13 protein-coding genes and 4 tRNA genes are annotated in these 15,037 nt (G+C 61.5%); 12 read left to right on the forward strand and 5 right to left on the reverse strand.

From position 1 onward, the window contains the following. Positions 1-68 precede the first annotated feature (68 nt). On the forward strand, positions 69-461 hold the full coding sequence (gene msrB, locus NTD88_RS26515; protein WP_095155589.1) for a peptide-methionine (R)-S-oxide reductase MsrB: 393 nt from the start codon (positions 69-71) through the stop codon (positions 459-461). A gap of 32 nt (positions 462-493) precedes the next feature. Beyond that, complete coding sequence (locus NTD88_RS26520; RefSeq protein WP_095155590.1) at positions 494-979, forward strand: glutathione peroxidase; 486 nt, start codon at positions 494-496, stop codon at positions 977-979. On the opposite strand, the gene NTD88_RS26525 is transcribed toward NTD88_RS26520, so the two are convergent. Continuing rightward, a complete protein-coding gene (locus NTD88_RS26525; protein ID WP_262155427.1) occupies positions 972-3,290 on the reverse strand; it encodes a response regulator in 2,319 nt (772 codons plus the stop codon). The genes NTD88_RS26520 and NTD88_RS26525 overlap by 8 nt on opposite strands. 124 nt (positions 3,291-3,414) lie before the next feature. On the opposite strand from NTD88_RS26525, the gene NTD88_RS26530 reads away from it, so the two are divergent. Continuing rightward, positions 3,415-4,305, forward strand: coding sequence for an ATP-binding protein (locus tag NTD88_RS26530; RefSeq protein WP_262155426.1), 891 nt, complete (start codon positions 3,415-3,417; stop codon positions 4,303-4,305). Then, a complete protein-coding gene (locus NTD88_RS26535) occupies positions 4,302-4,784 on the forward strand; it encodes a GAF domain-containing protein (RefSeq protein ID WP_262155425.1) in 483 nt (160 codons plus the stop codon). Before NTD88_RS26530 ends, NTD88_RS26535 begins: the two co-directional genes overlap by 4 nt. Before the next feature lie 63 nt (positions 4,785-4,847). On the opposite strand, the gene NTD88_RS26540 is transcribed toward NTD88_RS26535, so the two are convergent. Next, positions 4,848-5,615, reverse strand: a complete 768-nt coding sequence (locus tag NTD88_RS26540) for a hypothetical protein (protein ID WP_095155594.1) — start codon at positions 5,613-5,615, stop codon at positions 4,848-4,850. A 332-nt stretch (positions 5,616-5,947) separates the two neighbouring features. Between NTD88_RS26540 and NTD88_RS26545 the strand changes: the two genes are divergently transcribed. The 4 genes from NTD88_RS26545 (at position 5,948) to NTD88_RS26560 (ending at position 6,363) form a co-directional block, all read left to right on the forward strand. Further along, positions 5,948-6,023: transfer RNA gene (locus NTD88_RS26545), tRNA-Glu, on the forward strand. Positions 6,024-6,025: 2 nt separating this feature from the next. Beyond that, positions 6,026-6,101 (forward strand) — tRNA-Gly (locus tag NTD88_RS26550). A gap of 106 nt (positions 6,102-6,207) precedes the next feature. Then, a tRNA-Glu gene (locus tag NTD88_RS26555) sits at positions 6,208-6,283 on the forward strand. Positions 6,284-6,287: 4 nt separating this feature from the next. Continuing rightward, a tRNA-Gly gene (locus tag NTD88_RS26560) sits at positions 6,288-6,363 on the forward strand. A 180-nt stretch (positions 6,364-6,543) separates the two neighbouring features. On the opposite strand, the gene NTD88_RS26565 is transcribed toward NTD88_RS26560, so the two are convergent. Further along, entirely contained in the window at positions 6,544-6,954 is a 411-nt protein-coding gene (locus NTD88_RS26565) for a PA2817 family protein (protein ID WP_095155595.1), read from the reverse strand. Positions 6,955-7,030: 76 nt separating this feature from the next. Beyond that, a complete protein-coding gene (locus tag NTD88_RS26570) occupies positions 7,031-9,478 on the reverse strand; it encodes an acyl-CoA dehydrogenase (protein ID WP_262155424.1) in 2,448 nt (815 codons plus the stop codon). Positions 9,479-9,664: 186 nt separating this feature from the next. Between NTD88_RS26570 and NTD88_RS26575 the strand changes: the two genes are divergently transcribed. From NTD88_RS26575 to NTD88_RS26585, 3 genes are all read left to right on the forward strand, one after another. Further along, positions 9,665-10,288, forward strand: coding sequence for a glutathione S-transferase family protein (locus NTD88_RS26575; protein ID WP_262128064.1), 624 nt, complete (start codon positions 9,665-9,667; stop codon positions 10,286-10,288). 145 nt (positions 10,289-10,433) lie between these two features. Beyond that, on the forward strand, positions 10,434-11,366 hold the full coding sequence (locus tag NTD88_RS26580; RefSeq protein WP_095155598.1) for an ABC transporter ATP-binding protein: 933 nt from the start codon (positions 10,434-10,436) through the stop codon (positions 11,364-11,366). Beyond that, positions 11,363-12,142 (forward strand): ABC transporter permease, encoded by a 780-nt coding sequence (locus tag NTD88_RS26585; protein WP_095155599.1) that lies wholly within the window; start codon positions 11,363-11,365, stop codon positions 12,140-12,142. The genes NTD88_RS26580 and NTD88_RS26585 overlap by 4 nt, the downstream gene beginning before the upstream one ends. Here the strand turns inward: NTD88_RS26585 and NTD88_RS26590 are convergent. Then, positions 12,110-12,649, reverse strand: a complete 540-nt coding sequence (locus NTD88_RS26590) for a DUF2062 domain-containing protein (RefSeq protein ID WP_095155600.1) — start codon at positions 12,647-12,649, stop codon at positions 12,110-12,112. The genes NTD88_RS26585 and NTD88_RS26590 overlap by 33 nt on opposite strands. Before the next feature lie 140 nt (positions 12,650-12,789). Between NTD88_RS26590 and NTD88_RS26595 the strand changes: the two genes are divergently transcribed. After that, a complete protein-coding gene (locus tag NTD88_RS26595; protein WP_262155423.1) occupies positions 12,790-15,015 on the forward strand; it encodes a DNA internalization-related competence protein ComEC/Rec2 in 2,226 nt (741 codons plus the stop codon). Positions 15,016-15,037: the final 22 nt, after the last annotated feature.

Consider the following 15,037-nt stretch of genomic DNA (forward strand, 5'->3'; position numbering starts at 1 on the left):
AATAATACGTGCCACCCGTACAGACGAAAAGAAGCTGCACGGGCTTTTTGATTTGCCGAGGCCTGCACATGCAAAAGTTAGAGAAAACTCTTGAAGAATGGCGTGCGATGCTCGACCCCGATCAGTATCAGGTTTGTCGCCTGAAAGGTACCGAGCGCCCGTTCAGCGGCAAGTACAACGCGACCCGGACCGATGGCGTCTACCATTGCATCTGCTGCCAGGCCCCACTGTTCGATTCCAAGGCAAAATTCGACTCCGGCTGTGGCTGGCCGAGCTTCTACGAGCCGATCGAAGACAGCGCGATGATCGAGATACGTGATACCTCCCACGGGATGATCCGTACCGAAGTCACCTGTGCCCAGTGTGATGCCCATTTGGGTCATGTATTCCCTGACGGACCGCCACCCACCGGACTGCGTTACTGCATCAACTCGGTGTGCCTGGACCTGGTACCGCGCTGAAAACGCGTTCATTCAATTAAGGAGCGATGTGAATGGCTGGTGAATTGCTGAATATCCCCTGCACCACCATCAAGGGTGAGCAGAAGACCCTGGCGGACTTTCCCGCCAAGGCGGTGTTGGTCGTCAATACCGCCAGCCAATGCGGTTTCACACCCCAGTACAAGGGGCTCGAAGCGCTTTGGCAACACTATCGCGAGCAGGGCCTGGTGGTGCTGGGTTTCCCTTGCAATCAGTTCGGCAAGCAGGAGCCGGGTGACGAGACGGCCATTTCGCAGTTCTGCGAGCTGAACTTCGGGGTCAGCTTCCCGCTGTTCAGGAAGGTCGACGTCAATGGCGCCGATGCCCATCCGCTGTTCGTCGAGTTGAAAAAGCGCGCGCCTGGCCTGTTGGGCTCGAAGGGGATCAAGTGGAACTTCACCAAGTTCCTCCTCGATCCGCGAACCGGCACCGTCTCCCGTTATTCGCCCACCACCAAGCCTGATGCCCTGAGCGCCGATATCGAGGCGCTGCTCAAATAATGACCGGCGGCACCCAATGGTCGATCACGGCCAGCAGTTCCTCGCGGCGGAACGGCTTCGCCAGATAGTCGTTCATCCCCGCCGCCCGGCAGCGCTCGCGCTCTTCGGGCATGGCGTTGGCTGTGAGGGCCACGATCGGCAGGTTCGGCCAGCGTCCGCTCTGGCGGATGCGCCGGCTGGCTTCGTAGCCATCCATCACCGGCATGTTGCAGTCCATCAGTACCAGATCAAAACTCCCGTTTTCCAATTGCTCCAGGGCGTCGGCGCCGTGTGCGGCGACGCTCACCTCGCAGCCGAGCTTGCCCAGCATGCCCTTGGCCACCAGCTGGTTGACCGGGTTGTCCTCGACCAGCAGGATCCGTGCCCGGCGCACGCTGGCGGGTTTTTCGGCTTGTTTGGTGGGGGCGCCTTCATCGACGCGCGAAAGCACCCGGCGCAGTGCCTGATACAACGCGCTCCGGGCCAGGGGACGGGCCTGTTGCTGTAGCGGGGCGAGGCTGGTGGCCTGGTCGCCGGGCAGGAAATTGCCGTAGGCAGTGATCAGCAGGATTGGCGCCTTGAGGGTCGGGCGCAGGCTCATCAGGCTGTCCAGATCGTCGGTAATCAGCAGGTCCGGGTTGCTGTCGCCAAGCTCGTCGATACGATCGTGCCGCTGATAATTCACGCCCCAGCGCGGCAGCAGGGTTTGCAGCAACTCGGCCAGCCCGCTGTTGGCGCTGCTGAGGGCGATCACGTTGCCGTGGAGGCGCTCGTAGGTGACGGCGCCGGTATGGCTCGGCAGTGGCAGTTCGGCGCTGAACTGGCTGCCGAAACCGCTTTCGGAACTGATGCTCAGGCGTCCCTGCATGGCTTCGCAGAGGTTGTTGGTCAGGGTCAGGCCCAGGCCTGTGCCGCCGTATTGGCGGGTAATTCCGGCGGCGGCCTGGATGAAGGGCTGGAAAATCCTGGTCTGGGCTTCCGGGGCGATGCCGATGCCGGTGTCACAGACATCGATGCGCACGCCGCCATTGTAGGTGCTCAGGCGCACATCCACCCGTCCGAAGCGGGTGAACTTGAGGGCGTTGGACAGCAGGTTGCTGACGATCTGCCTGACCCGGGTCGGGTCGCCGAGCACCATGGCGGGGAATGTCGGGTCGATCAGGCACGTCAGTTCGACGTTGGGCGCGGTGTTTTGCGACAGCAGGTTAGCGGTGTCTTCCACCAGGGCGCCGAGGTCGAAGGGGATTCGCTCCAGTTCAAGCTGGCCGGCGTCGAACTTGGACAGATCAAGAATATCGTTGAGCAACTCCACCAGCACCTTGCCCGAATCATGGGCGATGGCCAGTTGTTGACGTTGTTCGGCGTTGAGCGGGCTGTCCAGCGACAGCGCGATCATGCCGAGCAGGCCGTTCAGCGGTGTGCGGATTTCATGGCTCATATTGGCCAGGAAGGCGGCGCGGGCCTGGGCCATGTCCAGCGCGCGTCGTCGCGCGTCTTCCAGTTCCTCATTGGACTGGCTCAGGCGCGTGTTGCTGGCCTTCAGTTCGTCGGTGCGGGCGGAAACAATGTTTTCCAGCTCATTGAGGTATTCGGTCAGGCGGTTCTCGGCATTGCGCCGCTGCTTGATCTCGGTGGCCATGGTGACGAACTGCTGGTTGGCGACCTTGACCAGCACGCCGATCTCATCATGCTCATGGCCGACGGGGAAGGGCAGCTTGCCCTGGTTGGGGTCGTGCGGGTCACTGCTGCTCAGGGAACTGATCACCCGCACCAATGGCTTGGTCAGCATCATATAGAAGAGCGCGAGGAGAATGCCCGTCAGCACCAGGCTGCGCACGAAGCCGTTGAGCAGCGTCACTTCGGCCCGTTTGAGGAAGCGGCTGCCGAAGGCGAAGGTGTCGACATCCAGGTACAGCGTGCCGAGGTATTCGTCCGGCATGTGGCTGAGATACAGGCGATTCTTGAACTGGCGGTTGTTGCCAAACAGGAAGTCGCTGAAAACGCGGTAAGCGCTTTCCTGGCGAGGGCGCTGCATGTCGGCGAGGACCGTGTCGTTGTTGTCGACCAGTTGGGCGCGGATGATGGCGGGTGATTGCAGCAGGCCGAGGGTCAGCTCCTGGGCCAGCTCGGCGTCGATGTTGTAGGCGATGCGCGAAGCGGTGTTGTGGCTGATATCCAGCAATGCCTGCATCTCGCGGTTGATGGAGGCGTCTTCGCTGGCATAATCGATCCCGATCTGGATGAAACTGAGCAATGTCCCCAGGATGAAGCCGACGAGGACTGTCAACCGGGCTTGCTTGTACGACAGGCGATTGGTGAACTTGATATCCATGGTCCCGAGCCAGTTCCACATTCCATGCGCTGCGCAAGCATAGCCGATCAACCCCGGCTGCTGGCATGTACTGTCGCACATTCAGCTTGCTCCTTTTCGCCTGAATATGACTTGAGGAATTCTCGTGGACCCTCGTTTGACCGCATTTCTCGAACGTGCCGAAAGTGTCCTGGCCCGCCTCGAACCGCTGTTGCCGGCGCTGCGCCCGGAAATCGACTGGAGCCGCTGCCTGGCGGCGCGTTGGCAGCGCGATGGGCGCAGCGGTTACCTGTCGCCGCTGGAAGTGAGCCTGGACATTCGGTTGTCTGACCTGATCGGCGTCGATCAGCAGCGCGACCAGCTCGGGCGCAACACCCGCCAGTTTCTCGATGGCGTGCCCGCCAACCACGCGCTGCTGTGGGGCTCGCGTGGCACCGGTAAATCCTCGTTGGTCCGTGCGCTGCTGGCCGAGCACGCCGACGCCGGTTTGCGTCTGATCGAGATCGAGCGTGATCACCTCGCGGACCTGCCGCGGGTGGTGGAGCAATTGCACACGTTGCCGCAGCGTTTCGTGCTGTTCTGCGACGACCTGTCGTTCGAGGCCGGCGAGGGCGATTACCGGGTGCTCAAGAGCGTGCTGGACGGCTCGCTCGAACAGGCCCCGGATAATGTGCTGTTGTACGCCACCTCCAACCGCCGGCACCTGGTGCCGGAGAAACAGAGCGACAACGAAAACTGGAAGATGGTGGATGGCGAACTGCACCCCAGCGAGGCGGTAGAAGACAAGATCGCCTTGTCTGACCGTTTCGGCCTGTGGTTGTCGTTCTATCCGTTTACCCAGGAGCATTTCCTCAATGTGGTCGAGCACTGGATCCGCGAACTGGCCAAGGGGCCGGGTCTGGTCTGGGCGCGCGACGAGGACCTGGAAAAGGCCGCAATTCGCTGGGCAACCGGTCGCGGTAATCGAAATGGCCGCTGTGCCTACCAGTTCGCCCGCTACTGGGTCGGACTCAAACTGCTGGAGCAACACAAATGATCGACTTGAATGCGGCGGGAGCGGGGCTTGGCGGCTACGCGCTGCTGGCGGCGCAACTGGACGCCTTGCTCTCGGGCGAGCGTGACTTCATCGCCAATGCCGCACAGTTTTCCGCCTTCCTCTATAACCAGGTCGATGACCTGAACTGGGCGGGCTTCTACCTCAATCGCGATGGCGAACTGGTGCTGGGGCCTTTCCAGGGTCAGGTCGCCTGTGTGCGAATCGCTTTCGGCCGGGGTGTGTGCGGCGCCGCCGCTGCCAGTCTGCAGACCCAACGGGTCGAGGATGTCTATGCGTTTCCTGGGCACATCGCTTGCGACAGTGCCTCGAACAGTGAGTTGGTGATTCCTCTGGTCAAGGACGGACGCCTGATTGGCGTGCTGGATCTGGACAGTCCGAAGCTCGCACGCTTTACCGTCGAGGATCAGGCGGGGCTGGAGCATCTGGCGGGGATTTTCCTGCAGGCGACCGATTGCTGATTGGCGATTGGCGGAGACAGAAGAGGGGCCATTGCGGCCCCTCTTTCTTTGTATCTGATGTTCTCAGTCGTAGATGACTTTCTTCTTCCAGTTTTCTTCTTCGTCCGTCTTCAGGCCTTCGGTCAGTGCGTTGACGTCGCTCTCGGTCGGCTCGATGGTGTCCAGCACCATGGCATTGGCGCGGGCCAGAAGCTTTTCCATGTATTCCAGTTGTTCGCGGTACTGCGCGGGCTCCGGCTGCTTGCGCAGGTATTGCACGCCGCGTTCGAAAGCGAGGCGGGCGTGCCCGGGCTGGTTTTGCTGCAAGGCGGCCTGACCCAGGTTATTGAAGAACTCGATATGCAGCTTGACCAGGATGTGGCGGATTTCCTTGACCCAGTACTTGGCTTCGTTGGTGGCCAGGAAGCCTTCCTGGCAGGCGCGTACGACCTGGCTGTGCAGAGCTTCCAGAAGGAAGCGGATATCCTTGGCGCGGGCTTCGGTCTGGATCGGGCCGGGCGGGTTGCTGACCGGCAGCGATTCGCCCTGGGCGATCAGGGCTTCCAGCTCGGCGATACGGCTCTGGATATTGCTGTTGTGCTTGTCCAGTGACAGTTGGCGCTGGTTGAGGTTGAGTTCAAGGCGAGTCAGCAGCAGCTTGAGCGCCGGTGTCATCAACTGGCCCGGGAACGTTTCGGTGATCTCGCCACAACGCCGCAAGCGTTCGGCCAGCTCGACTTTCAGTCGCGCCCGCTCCAGCTTGTTGTTCTCGACTACGTTATTCAGATAGCCGATCACGATGAGTAAGGCGATACCCGCCACGATAAGCAGGGTAATCAATAGTGGTGTCACCGTTCACGCCTCGTCAGTCAGGGTTACCGATTGAGTGTAGTGGCTTCCCTATTGCCCGGATAGAGCAGTTTGGCGGAAGCCGGAGGAGGATTGATGGCAATTTGCCCTGTGTCACACTTGGGCAATTGTTTTACCGTCCTTTCCTCTATCGGCAGCGACGGCTGGAAGAATAGGGCGGGCGGCTTGCCCAGGCGGTCCTAAACACGGCGAAGTCATTGATTTAAATAAATTTCTAATTGGGGGTTGACGACCTTTCAAAGCATCCCTAGAATGCGCGCCACTTGCAGCGTAAAGCACACAGCGAAACGCGGCAGGGAGTGAAGTTGTAGCGTGTCCCCTTCGTCTAGTGGCCTAGGACACCGCCCTTTCACGGCGGTAACAGGGGTTCGAGTCCCCTAGGGGACGCCAATGCGGGAATAGCTCAGTTGGTAGAGCACGACCTTGCCAAGGTCGGGGTCGCGAGTTCGAGTCTCGTTTCCCGCTCCAGTTTACAAAGGCGTTGCTTAACGGCAGGGCTTGTAAAGAAATCCAGGGTTCAATCTTCAGGATTAAACTCTGGTCACTGAAACATGCGATGCATGTTTTGGGCAGAGTCCCCTTCGTCTAGTGGCCTAGGACACCGCCCTTTCACGGCGGTAACAGGGGTTCGAGTCCCCTAGGGGACGCCAATATGCGGGAATAGCTCAGTTGGTAGAGCACGACCTTGCCAAGGTCGGGGTCGCGAGTTCGAGTCTCGTTTCCCGCTCCAAATATGGTGCTACAGGATTCAATCGAGTCCTGTAGCCAAGAAAAAAGGACCTTCGGGTCCTTTTTTCGTTTCTGCGGAAAAATCCATTCACGTCCAGCGGGCCCGAAAGCGGGCTTCGTCGTTGTGCGCCATCAAACATTCAGGCAAAAAAAAACGCCGCTTCAATGAGCGGCGTCTTTATCAGTGCTTGCTGTCGTTGAGCGACATGCTCAGCAGTTGTTTTTCCTGGTTCCAGTCAAACGGCTCTTCATTCTGTTCGGCATCGTAGCGGCGTTCTTCCAGGGCCTGGTACAGGTCCAGTTCGTCGTCCGGCATGAAATGCAGGCAATCACCGCCAAAGAACCACAACAGGTCGCGCGGTACCAGGTGGGCGATCTGTGGATAACGTTGAATGACCTGGCACATCAGGTCCTGGCCCAGGTACTGGCTTTCCAGCGGATCGTGGGGCAGTTGCTCCAGTAGATCGTCGAAGCGTTCGAGGAACAGGCCGTGACTTTCTTCCGGCACTTGTTCGGCTTCGCCCAGGGCGACGAGGATGCTGCGCAGGTGGTTGAGCAGGGCGAGATGGTAGTCCAGGTGTGCATTGGCCATGCTGGCGATCCTCTAAAGCAAAAACGGGCGCGGGAGTATACGGCTCCCGACGCCCGATGTCCCGGTCGGATTGTGCTCAGCGCACCTTGCCTTCGACAGGCAACAATTCCTCCTTGGTGAAGGCATCGACGTCGATCACGCGTCTGCGTGCGGTTTCGGCGGCGTGCAACTGACTGGCTTGTTCGGCATCAATGACGCCCGCTCGCACGGCCGCGTCGATCAACGGTTCGCCGGCCTCCACGGTCAGTTCGCCATTTTTCAGGGCGTGGCGTAACTGTTTGTGCAATGCGGCGCTGTCGGCAAGCAGTTGGCTGGCGTGCTGCAGGGCACCGACCGGATCCTGCGCATCGGTCGGGCGATAACAGCCGGCGAGCAAGGCTTCCAGGGCCGGATCGCCGGCGGCGCGGCCGATCAGTGCGGCGATTTCCGCGTCCAGTTCATCGCTGGGGCCGGTATGGCGCCGGCCGAAGGGGAACACGATCAGCCGCAAGGCGCCGCCGAGCAGGCGACTCGGGAAGTTATCAAGCAGGCGGTCCAGAGCTTTCTCCGCTTGGCCGAGACTTTCCTCCATGGCCCAGCGCAACAGCGGTTGCAGGTGTTCCGGTGAATTCAGGTCGTGATAACGCTTGAGCGCCGCCGAACTCAGGTACAGATGACTGAGGACATCGCCCAGTCGTGCGGACAACCGTTCACGCCGCTTCAGCTCGCCGCCCAGCAGCATCATGCACAGATCCGCGAGCAGGGCGAAGGCCGCGGCCTGGCGATTGAGTGCGCGGAAATAGCCCTGGCTCAGAGCGTCACCCGGCGCTTTTTCAAAATGCCCCAGCCCAAGCCCGAGCACCAGCGTGCTGGCAGCATTGCCCACGGCGAAGCCGATATGCCGCAGCAGCAAGGTGTCGAATTCCTTGAGCGCCTGCTCATGGTCTTCCCGTCCCGCCAGCGCCATTTCCTTGAGAACGAACGGATGGCAGCGAATTGCACCCTGGCCGAAGATCATCAGGTTGCGCGAGAGAATGTTCGCGCCCTCGACCGTGATGAAGATCGGCGCGCCTTGCCAACTGCGCCCCAGGTAATTGTTCGGGCCCATGATGATGCCCTTGCCGCCATGGATATCCATGGCGTGCTGGATGCATTCGCGACCGCGCTCGGTCAGGTGGTACTTGAGGATCGCCGAGAGTACCGACGGCTTCTCGCCAAGGTCCACGGCCTTGGCGGTCAGAATTCGCGCGCTGTCCATCAGCCAGGCATTGCCGCCGATACGTGCGAGGGATTCCTGGATGCCTTCGAAGGCTGCCAGCGGCACGTTGAACTGTTCACGAATCTGCGCGTATTGGCCGCTGACCAGGCTGGTGAATTTGGCTGCGCCGGTGCCTACCGCAGGCAGGGAAATCGAGCGTCCCACCGACAGGCAGTTCATCAACATCATCCAGCCTTTGCCGAGCATGTCCTGGCCGCCAATCAGGAAGTCCAGCGGCACGAACACGTCCTTGCCGGCGTTGGGGCCGTTCATGAATGCCGCGCCCAGCGGGTGGTGACGCTTGCCGATGTCGACACCGGGCGTGTCGGTCGGAATCAGCGCCAGGCTGATTCCCAGCTCTTCCTTGTCACTCAACAGATGGTCGGGGTCATAAGCCTTGAAGGCGAGGCCCAGCAGAGTTGCGACCGGTCCGAGGGTGATGTAGCGCTTTTCCCAGTTCAGGCGCAGACCCAGGACTTCCTGCCCTTGCCACTGTCCTTTGCAAATGATGCCGGTGTCGGGCATGGCACCGGCATCGGACCCGGCGAGGGGGCCCGTGAGGGCGAAGCAGGGGATTTCCTCGCCACGGGCGAGGCGGGGCAGGTAGTGGTTACGTTGCTCATCGGTGCCGTAGTGCAGCAGCAATTCTGCGGGGCCGAGGGAGTTGGGCACCATCACGGTGGAGGCGAGGTCGCCGCTGCGGGTGGCCAGTTTCATTGCTACCTGCGAGTGGGCGTAGGCGGAAAAGCCCTTGCCACCGTACTCCTTGGGGATGATAAGGGCGAAGAAGCCATTTGCCTTGATATGCGCCCAGGCTTCGGCAGGCAGGTCCATGTCCTGACCAATTTGCCAGTCGCTGACCATGGCGCAGAGTTCTTCGGTGGGGCCGTCGATGAATGCCTGTTCCTCGGCGCTCAGTTCGGCCTTTGGATAACTCAGCAGCGTGTTCCAGTCCGGGCGACCGCTGAACAGTTCGCCGTCCCACCACACGGTGCCGGCGTCGATCGCTTCGCGCTCGGTGGTCGACATGGGCGGCAGGGTGCGCTGGAACCAGTTGAACATCGGCGCGGTAAACAGCTTGCGGCGCAGGTCCGGGAGCAGCAGAGGCGCGGCGATAGCGGCCACCACCAGCAGGAGCAGGACGGTCAGCCAGCCAGGCGCCCGCGAAAAGATACCCATCGCCAGCACGTAGGCCGCGATGAGCGCCAGGGCCGGCAACGCCGGTGTCCGTCGGTGCGCCAGCCAGGCCGAGCCCAGCACGAGCACCACTAACCACAACAGCAACATAGTCTTTCCTCCTGGAAACCTTGCACGTGTCAGTACGTCCCACAGAGCGTAGCCGGCCTCTGCCGAACGGCATTGTCTGAACAGTGACAGGTTGTTGGCGGTGGAGTTCGCCGGGACTGCTCGGCGATTGCCTGGGCGTCACGCTGGAGTAGACTGGGCGTCCCTTGCAGATATCAGGATGTCGTCATGCTCAAGATCTGGGGCCGGAAGAATTCCAGCAACGTCAGGAAAGTATTGTGGTGCGCACAGGAACTGGGGCTGGATTTCCAGTCTGTGGACGCCGGTGGTGCGTTCGGGCAGGTCAATGAACCGCACTATCGCGCACTCAACCCCAATGGTCTGGTGCCGATGATCGAAGATGATGGCCTGGTGCTCTGGGAGTCCAATACCATCGTCCGCTATCTGGGCGCGAAACATGCACCGGGCACCGCCTGGTATCCGGAGGATCCGGTCGAGCGCGCCAAGGCCGACAAGTGGATGGACTGGACCACGTCGTCGCTGGCGACGCCATTTCGCCCATTGTTCTGGGGCATCCTGCGTACGCCGGAAGACCAGCGTGACTGGGTGGCGATCAATGCCGCGCACAAGACCTGCGCGCAACTGCTGTCGATTGCCGACGAGACATTGGCGTCGCAACCCTTCCTTTCCGGCCAAGAGCCGGGCATGGGGGATATCCCCCTGGGCTGTTTCGCCTACGCCTGGTTCGAGATGCCCATCGAGCGGCCGGAGATGCGTCACCTGCGCGCCTGGTACGAGCGCCTGCGCGAGCGTCCGGCCTACCAGGCGGCGGTCATGACCGCGCTGACCTGAAAGCTTCGCTCAATGCGATAGTTATTATCGATAGGCTTGACTGTACTTGTGTGGCCGGGGCTTGCACCATGGCCCGCATTAATGCGACGGGTGCGCCCGTTCGCCGCCTGACTCACGAACAATTCCAACGGTGCAAAAAACCGCTATGAGTTCTGCTCTGTCCATTCGGCAGCTAACCAAGACCTACGGCAACGGCTTCCAGGCCCTCAAGGGCATTGATCTGGACGTCGCCGAAGGTGACTTCTTCGCGTTGCTCGGCCCCAACGGCGCCGGCAAATCCACAACCATCGGCATTCTCTCGACCCTGGTGAACAAGACCAGCGGCAGCGTCAGTGTCTTCGGTCACGACCTGGACCGCCAGCCCGCCGCACTCAAGCGCAGCATCGGCGTGGTGCCCCAGGAGTTCAACTTCAACCAGTTCGAAAAGACCTTCGACATCGTCGTCACCCAGGCCGGCTACTACGGTATTCCGCCGAAGGTGGCCAACGAGCGCGCCGAGCAATATCTGACGCAACTGGGGCTGTGGGACAAGCGCGATGTGCCGTCGCGCTCGCTGTCGGGTGGCATGAAGCGCCGGTTGATGATCGCCCGCGCGCTGATCCATCAGCCTCGCCTGCTGATCCTCGACGAGCCGACGGCGGGTGTGGATATCGAGCTGCGCCGTTCGATGTGGGGCTTCCTCACCGAACTGAACCAGCAGGGCATCACTATCATCCTGACCACGCACTACCTGGAGGAGGCTGAACAGTTGTGCCGCAACATCGGCATCATCGATCACGGCACCATTGTCGAAAACACCAGCATGCGCCAACTGCTGGGCAAGCTGCATGTCGAAACCTTCGTGCTCGACCTGAAGCATGACCTGGCGCAGACGCCACAACTGGCCGGTTATCCCTGCCGCCTGATCAATCCGCACACCCTGGAAGTCCAGGTCGACAAGGAAGTGGGCATCACCGCGCTGTTCGGCCAACTGGCCTTGCAGAACATCGAAGTGATCAGCCTGCGCAACAAGACCAATCGTCTCGAGGAGTTGTTCGTGTCCCTGGTTGAAAAGAATCTCTCCAAGGTGGCGATATGAGCTCGGAACTGCGCGCCAATCTGGTCGCCCTCAACACCATCGTTTACCGCGAAGTACGTCGGTTCACCCGGATCTGGCCGCAGACCCTGCTGCCGCCGGCGATCACCATGGTTCTGTACTTCGTCATCTTCGGTAACCTTATCGGCCGGCAGATCGGTGACATGGGTGGCTTCACCTACATGGAGTACATCGTGCCGGGGCTGATCATGATGTCGGTGATCACCAACTCCTACGGCAACGTGGTGTCGAGCTTCTTCGGCAGCAAGTTCCAGCGCTCCATCGAAGAGCTGATGGTTTCGCCGGTCTCTCCGCACACCATTCTGATCGGCTACACCCTTGGCGGCGTGCTGCGCGGGCTGGCGGTGGGGGTGATCGTGACCTTGCTGTCGCTGTTCTTCACCCATCTGCAGGTGCATCACCTGGGGGTGACGGTGCTGGTGGTGTTGTTGACCGCGACGATCTTCTCGCTGCTGGGCTTCATCAACGCGGTCTTTGCGCGCAACTTCGACGATATCTCGATTATTCCGACATTCGTCCTGACGCCCCTGACCTACCTCGGCGGGGTGTTCTATTCGATCAACCTGCTGCCGCCGTTCTGGCAGACCGTGTCGATGGCCAACCCGGTGCTGCACATGGTCAACTCGTTCCGCTACGGCATTCTCGGCGTGTCCGATATCCGTATCGGCGTTGCCATCACCTTCATGCTGGTCGCCACCGCGGTGCTGTATTTCGGGTGTGTTCGCCTACTGATCAGCGGACGTGGAATGCGCAGCTGATTTCGCCTTGCGCCGGCGCCACTGCCGGCCTACCCACCAGCGCCAGTAGAGCATGGTCAGGCAGTAGGCCAGGGCGCCGAGCAGCACGCCGCACACGACCGAACCGAGAAGGAAGGGTTGCCACAATGTGGATAACTGGTCGGTGATCCATTCGAAGGTGATTTCTTCCGGCAGCGTGCGGGCCGGAATCTGCATCAACCAGGCGCCCATCTGATAGGTGCAATAGAACACCGGCGGCATGGTGATCGGATTGGTCAGCCAGACCAGGCTGACGGCGATCGGCATGTTGCCGCGCACCAGGATCGACAGGCTGGCAGCCAGCAACATCTGCATCGGAATCGGAATGAAGGCGGCGAAAATACCAACTGCCATGGCCCGGGCCACCGAATGACGATTGAGGTGCCAGAGGTTGGCGTCATGCAGCAGCCGACCGAGGAATCGTAAGGACTTGTGTTCCCGGATGCTCGTCGGATCGGGCATGTAGCGTTTGAAAAGTCGACGCGGCATGTGGGGTCTCGGCGGTCGGAAGTGGGCAAGTATGCACGTATTACAAGTAGTGACTATTCAGACTTTGTGACAATTAATAAGTGAGCGTTGGTCCGTGTTGATCTAAGCCTGCGGAGGGGTTTTGTTCAATCGGAGTGCAAATGACGCGCACAGGGATGTTGTTGCTCGCGCTCGGGCTGTTGTGCCTGAGATTCATGCCGGAGCTGCCGTCCGTCGGTTGGCTGGCCATCTTCGCGTTGCTGGGGCTGGTTTGCCTCTGGCGGCGCACCTTCCCGTTGGCGTTTTTCCTGCTTGGCCTGTGTTGGGCTTGTCTGTGCGCCCAGAGCGCGCTGAATGATCGTCTGTCGCGAGATCTGGATGGCCGCACGCTATGGCTCGAAGGGCAGGTGGTCGGGCTGCCGGAGCAGGGCGAGCGTGGTGTCCGTTTCGAGTTGGCCGAGGCGCAATCCCGCCGCGCTGAGCTACCGCATCTGCTGCGTTTGAGCTGGCCGGAGGGGCCGCCGGTCAGGAGTGGTGAGCGCTGGCGCCTGGCGGTGAGTCTCAAAAGCCCACACGGTTTGCTCAATCCTCATGCGACCGATCCGCAGGCGGTGTTGCTGGCCAGACGCATCGGCGCGCTGGGGACGGTCAAGGCCGGCGAGCGGCTGGGGCTTGCCAGTGCGGCGTGGCGTGATGGCATTCGCCAGCGCCTGCTGGCGGTTGATGCCGATGGCCGCGAACGCGCACTGATTGCGTTGGTGCTCGGTGACGGCGCAGGGCTTGAGCGGGAGGACTGGAAGACCTTGCAGGCCACCGGCACGGTCCATCTGTTGGTGATTTCCGGGCAGCATATCGGCTTGCTCGCGGGGCTGGTCTACGCGCTGGTCAGTGGTTTGGCGCGACTGGGCTGGTGGCCGCGGCGCCTGCCGTGGTTGCCGTGGGCCTGCGGGCTGGCCTTCGCCGCTGCGCTCGGCTATGGCTTGCTGGCCGGTTTCCAGGTGCCCGTGCAGCGGGCCTGCATCATGCTCGCGGTGGTGCTGGCGTGGCGCTTGCGCTACCGGCACCTTGGCATCGCCTGGCCGTTGCTGATTGCCCTCAATGGCGTGCTGTTGTTCGAACCCCTCGCCAGTTTGTTGCCCGGTTTCTGGTTGTCGTTCGCGGCGGTGGCGGTGCTGTTGCTGATTTTCAGCGGCCGCCTCGGTGCCTGGTCGGCGTGGCTGGCCTGGGGGCGGGCGCAGTGGTTTATCGCGATTGGATTGCTGCCGGTGTTGCTTGCGCTTGGGCTGCCGGTCAGCCTCAGCGCGCCGCTGGCCAATCTGTTCGCGGTGCCGTGGCTCAGTATCCTGGTGTTGCCGCTGGCACTGCTGGGTACGCTGTTTCTGCCGCTGCCAATCATTGGCGAAAGCCTGCTCTGGCTGGCCGGTGCACTGCTCAACATCCTTTTCGATCTGCTCGCTTGGCTGGCCGCCTGGCAACCGGCCTGGATCGCCCCGCAATTACCGCTGTGGAGCTGGCTCCTGGTGGCTGTCGGGGCGTTTTTGTTGCTGCTGCCCAGCGGGCTGCCGATGCGTGTGCTTGGTTGGCCGTTGCTCTTGCTGGCCGGTTTCACTCCACGTGAGGGGATTCCCGAAGGGCAGGTGGAGGTCTGGCAACTGGATGTCGGACAGGGGCAAGCTTACGTCTTGCGCACCCGTCAGCACGCAATGCTCTTTGATGCAGGCCCGACGCGGGCCGAGGTGGACCTTGGCGAGTTGGTGGTGCTGCCGACCCTGCACAAGCTGGGAGTGAAGGACCTGGACCTGATCGTGCTCAGTCACGCCCATGCTGACCACGCCGGTGGCGCGCTCGCGGTGCAGCGTGGCTTGCCGGTGCGCAGGGTGCTCGGTGGCGAACCGGACGAGATGGCCGAAGCGCTGCAGGCCGAACCGTGCAGCAGCGCAGAGCAATGGGAGTGGGATGGCGTGCGGTTTTCACTTTGGCAGTGGACGCAGGCCACTGACAGCAACCAGCATTCCTGCACCCTTCGCGTTGAGGCCAGCGGTGAAAGTTTGCTGTTGGCCGGCGATATCGACCGTCATGCCGAGCAGGCGTGGCTGGAGGGATTTCAGGCCGGCCCGGTGGACTGGCTGCAGTCGCCACATCACGGCAGCAAGAGTTCTTCCAGCTCGCGCTTCCTCAGAACCCTGGCGCCTCGCGGCGTGCTGATCTCTCGCGGACGTCACAACGGTTTCGGTCATCCCGCGCCGCTGGTCATGGCTCGGTATGCGGCCTTGGGCATCGCTACCTACGACAGCGCGCTGCTGGGTGCGGTACGCCTGCGCCTGGGCAGTTTCGGCGCGCCCCATGGCCTGCGCGAGCAGCGCCGTTTCTGGCGCGAACCGACGTGACAGTCTTCGGCAGCCACGGCCC

The organism is Pseudomonas sp. 20P_3.2_Bac5, from assembly GCF_025466035.1.
Classification (GTDB): domain Bacteria; phylum Pseudomonadota; class Gammaproteobacteria; order Pseudomonadales; family Pseudomonadaceae; genus Aquipseudomonas.

Excerpts from the sequence above, each read along its gene's own strand:
- NTD88_RS26575 (WP_262128064.1), top strand. The coding sequence starts at position 9,665 with ATGCTCAAGATCTGGGGCCGGAAGAATTCCAGCAACGTCAGGAAAGTA.
- NTD88_RS26535 (WP_262155425.1), top strand. The coding sequence starts at position 4,302 with ATGATCGACTTGAATGCGGCGGGAGCGGGGCTTGGCGGCTACGCGCTG.
- NTD88_RS26520 (WP_095155590.1), top strand. The coding sequence starts at position 494 with ATGGCTGGTGAATTGCTGAATATCCCCTGCACCACCATCAAGGGTGAG.
- NTD88_RS26580 (WP_095155598.1), top strand. The coding sequence starts at position 10,434 with ATGAGTTCTGCTCTGTCCATTCGGCAGCTAACCAAGACCTACGGCAAC.
- msrB (WP_095155589.1), top strand. The coding sequence starts at position 69 with ATGCAAAAGTTAGAGAAAACTCTTGAAGAATGGCGTGCGATGCTCGAC.
- NTD88_RS26565 (WP_095155595.1), bottom strand. The coding sequence starts at position 6,954 with ATGGCCAATGCACACCTGGACTACCATCTCGCCCTGCTCAACCACCTG.
- NTD88_RS26595 (WP_262155423.1), top strand. The coding sequence starts at position 12,790 with ATGACGCGCACAGGGATGTTGTTGCTCGCGCTCGGGCTGTTGTGCCTG.
- NTD88_RS26590 (WP_095155600.1), bottom strand. The coding sequence starts at position 12,649 with ATGCCGCGTCGACTTTTCAAACGCTACATGCCCGATCCGACGAGCATC.
- NTD88_RS26585 (WP_095155599.1), top strand. The coding sequence starts at position 11,363 with ATGAGCTCGGAACTGCGCGCCAATCTGGTCGCCCTCAACACCATCGTT.
- NTD88_RS26570 (WP_262155424.1), bottom strand. The coding sequence starts at position 9,478 with ATGTTGCTGTTGTGGTTAGTGGTGCTCGTGCTGGGCTCGGCCTGGCTG.
- NTD88_RS26525 (WP_262155427.1), bottom strand. The coding sequence starts at position 3,290 with ATGGATATCAAGTTCACCAATCGCCTGTCGTACAAGCAAGCCCGGTTG.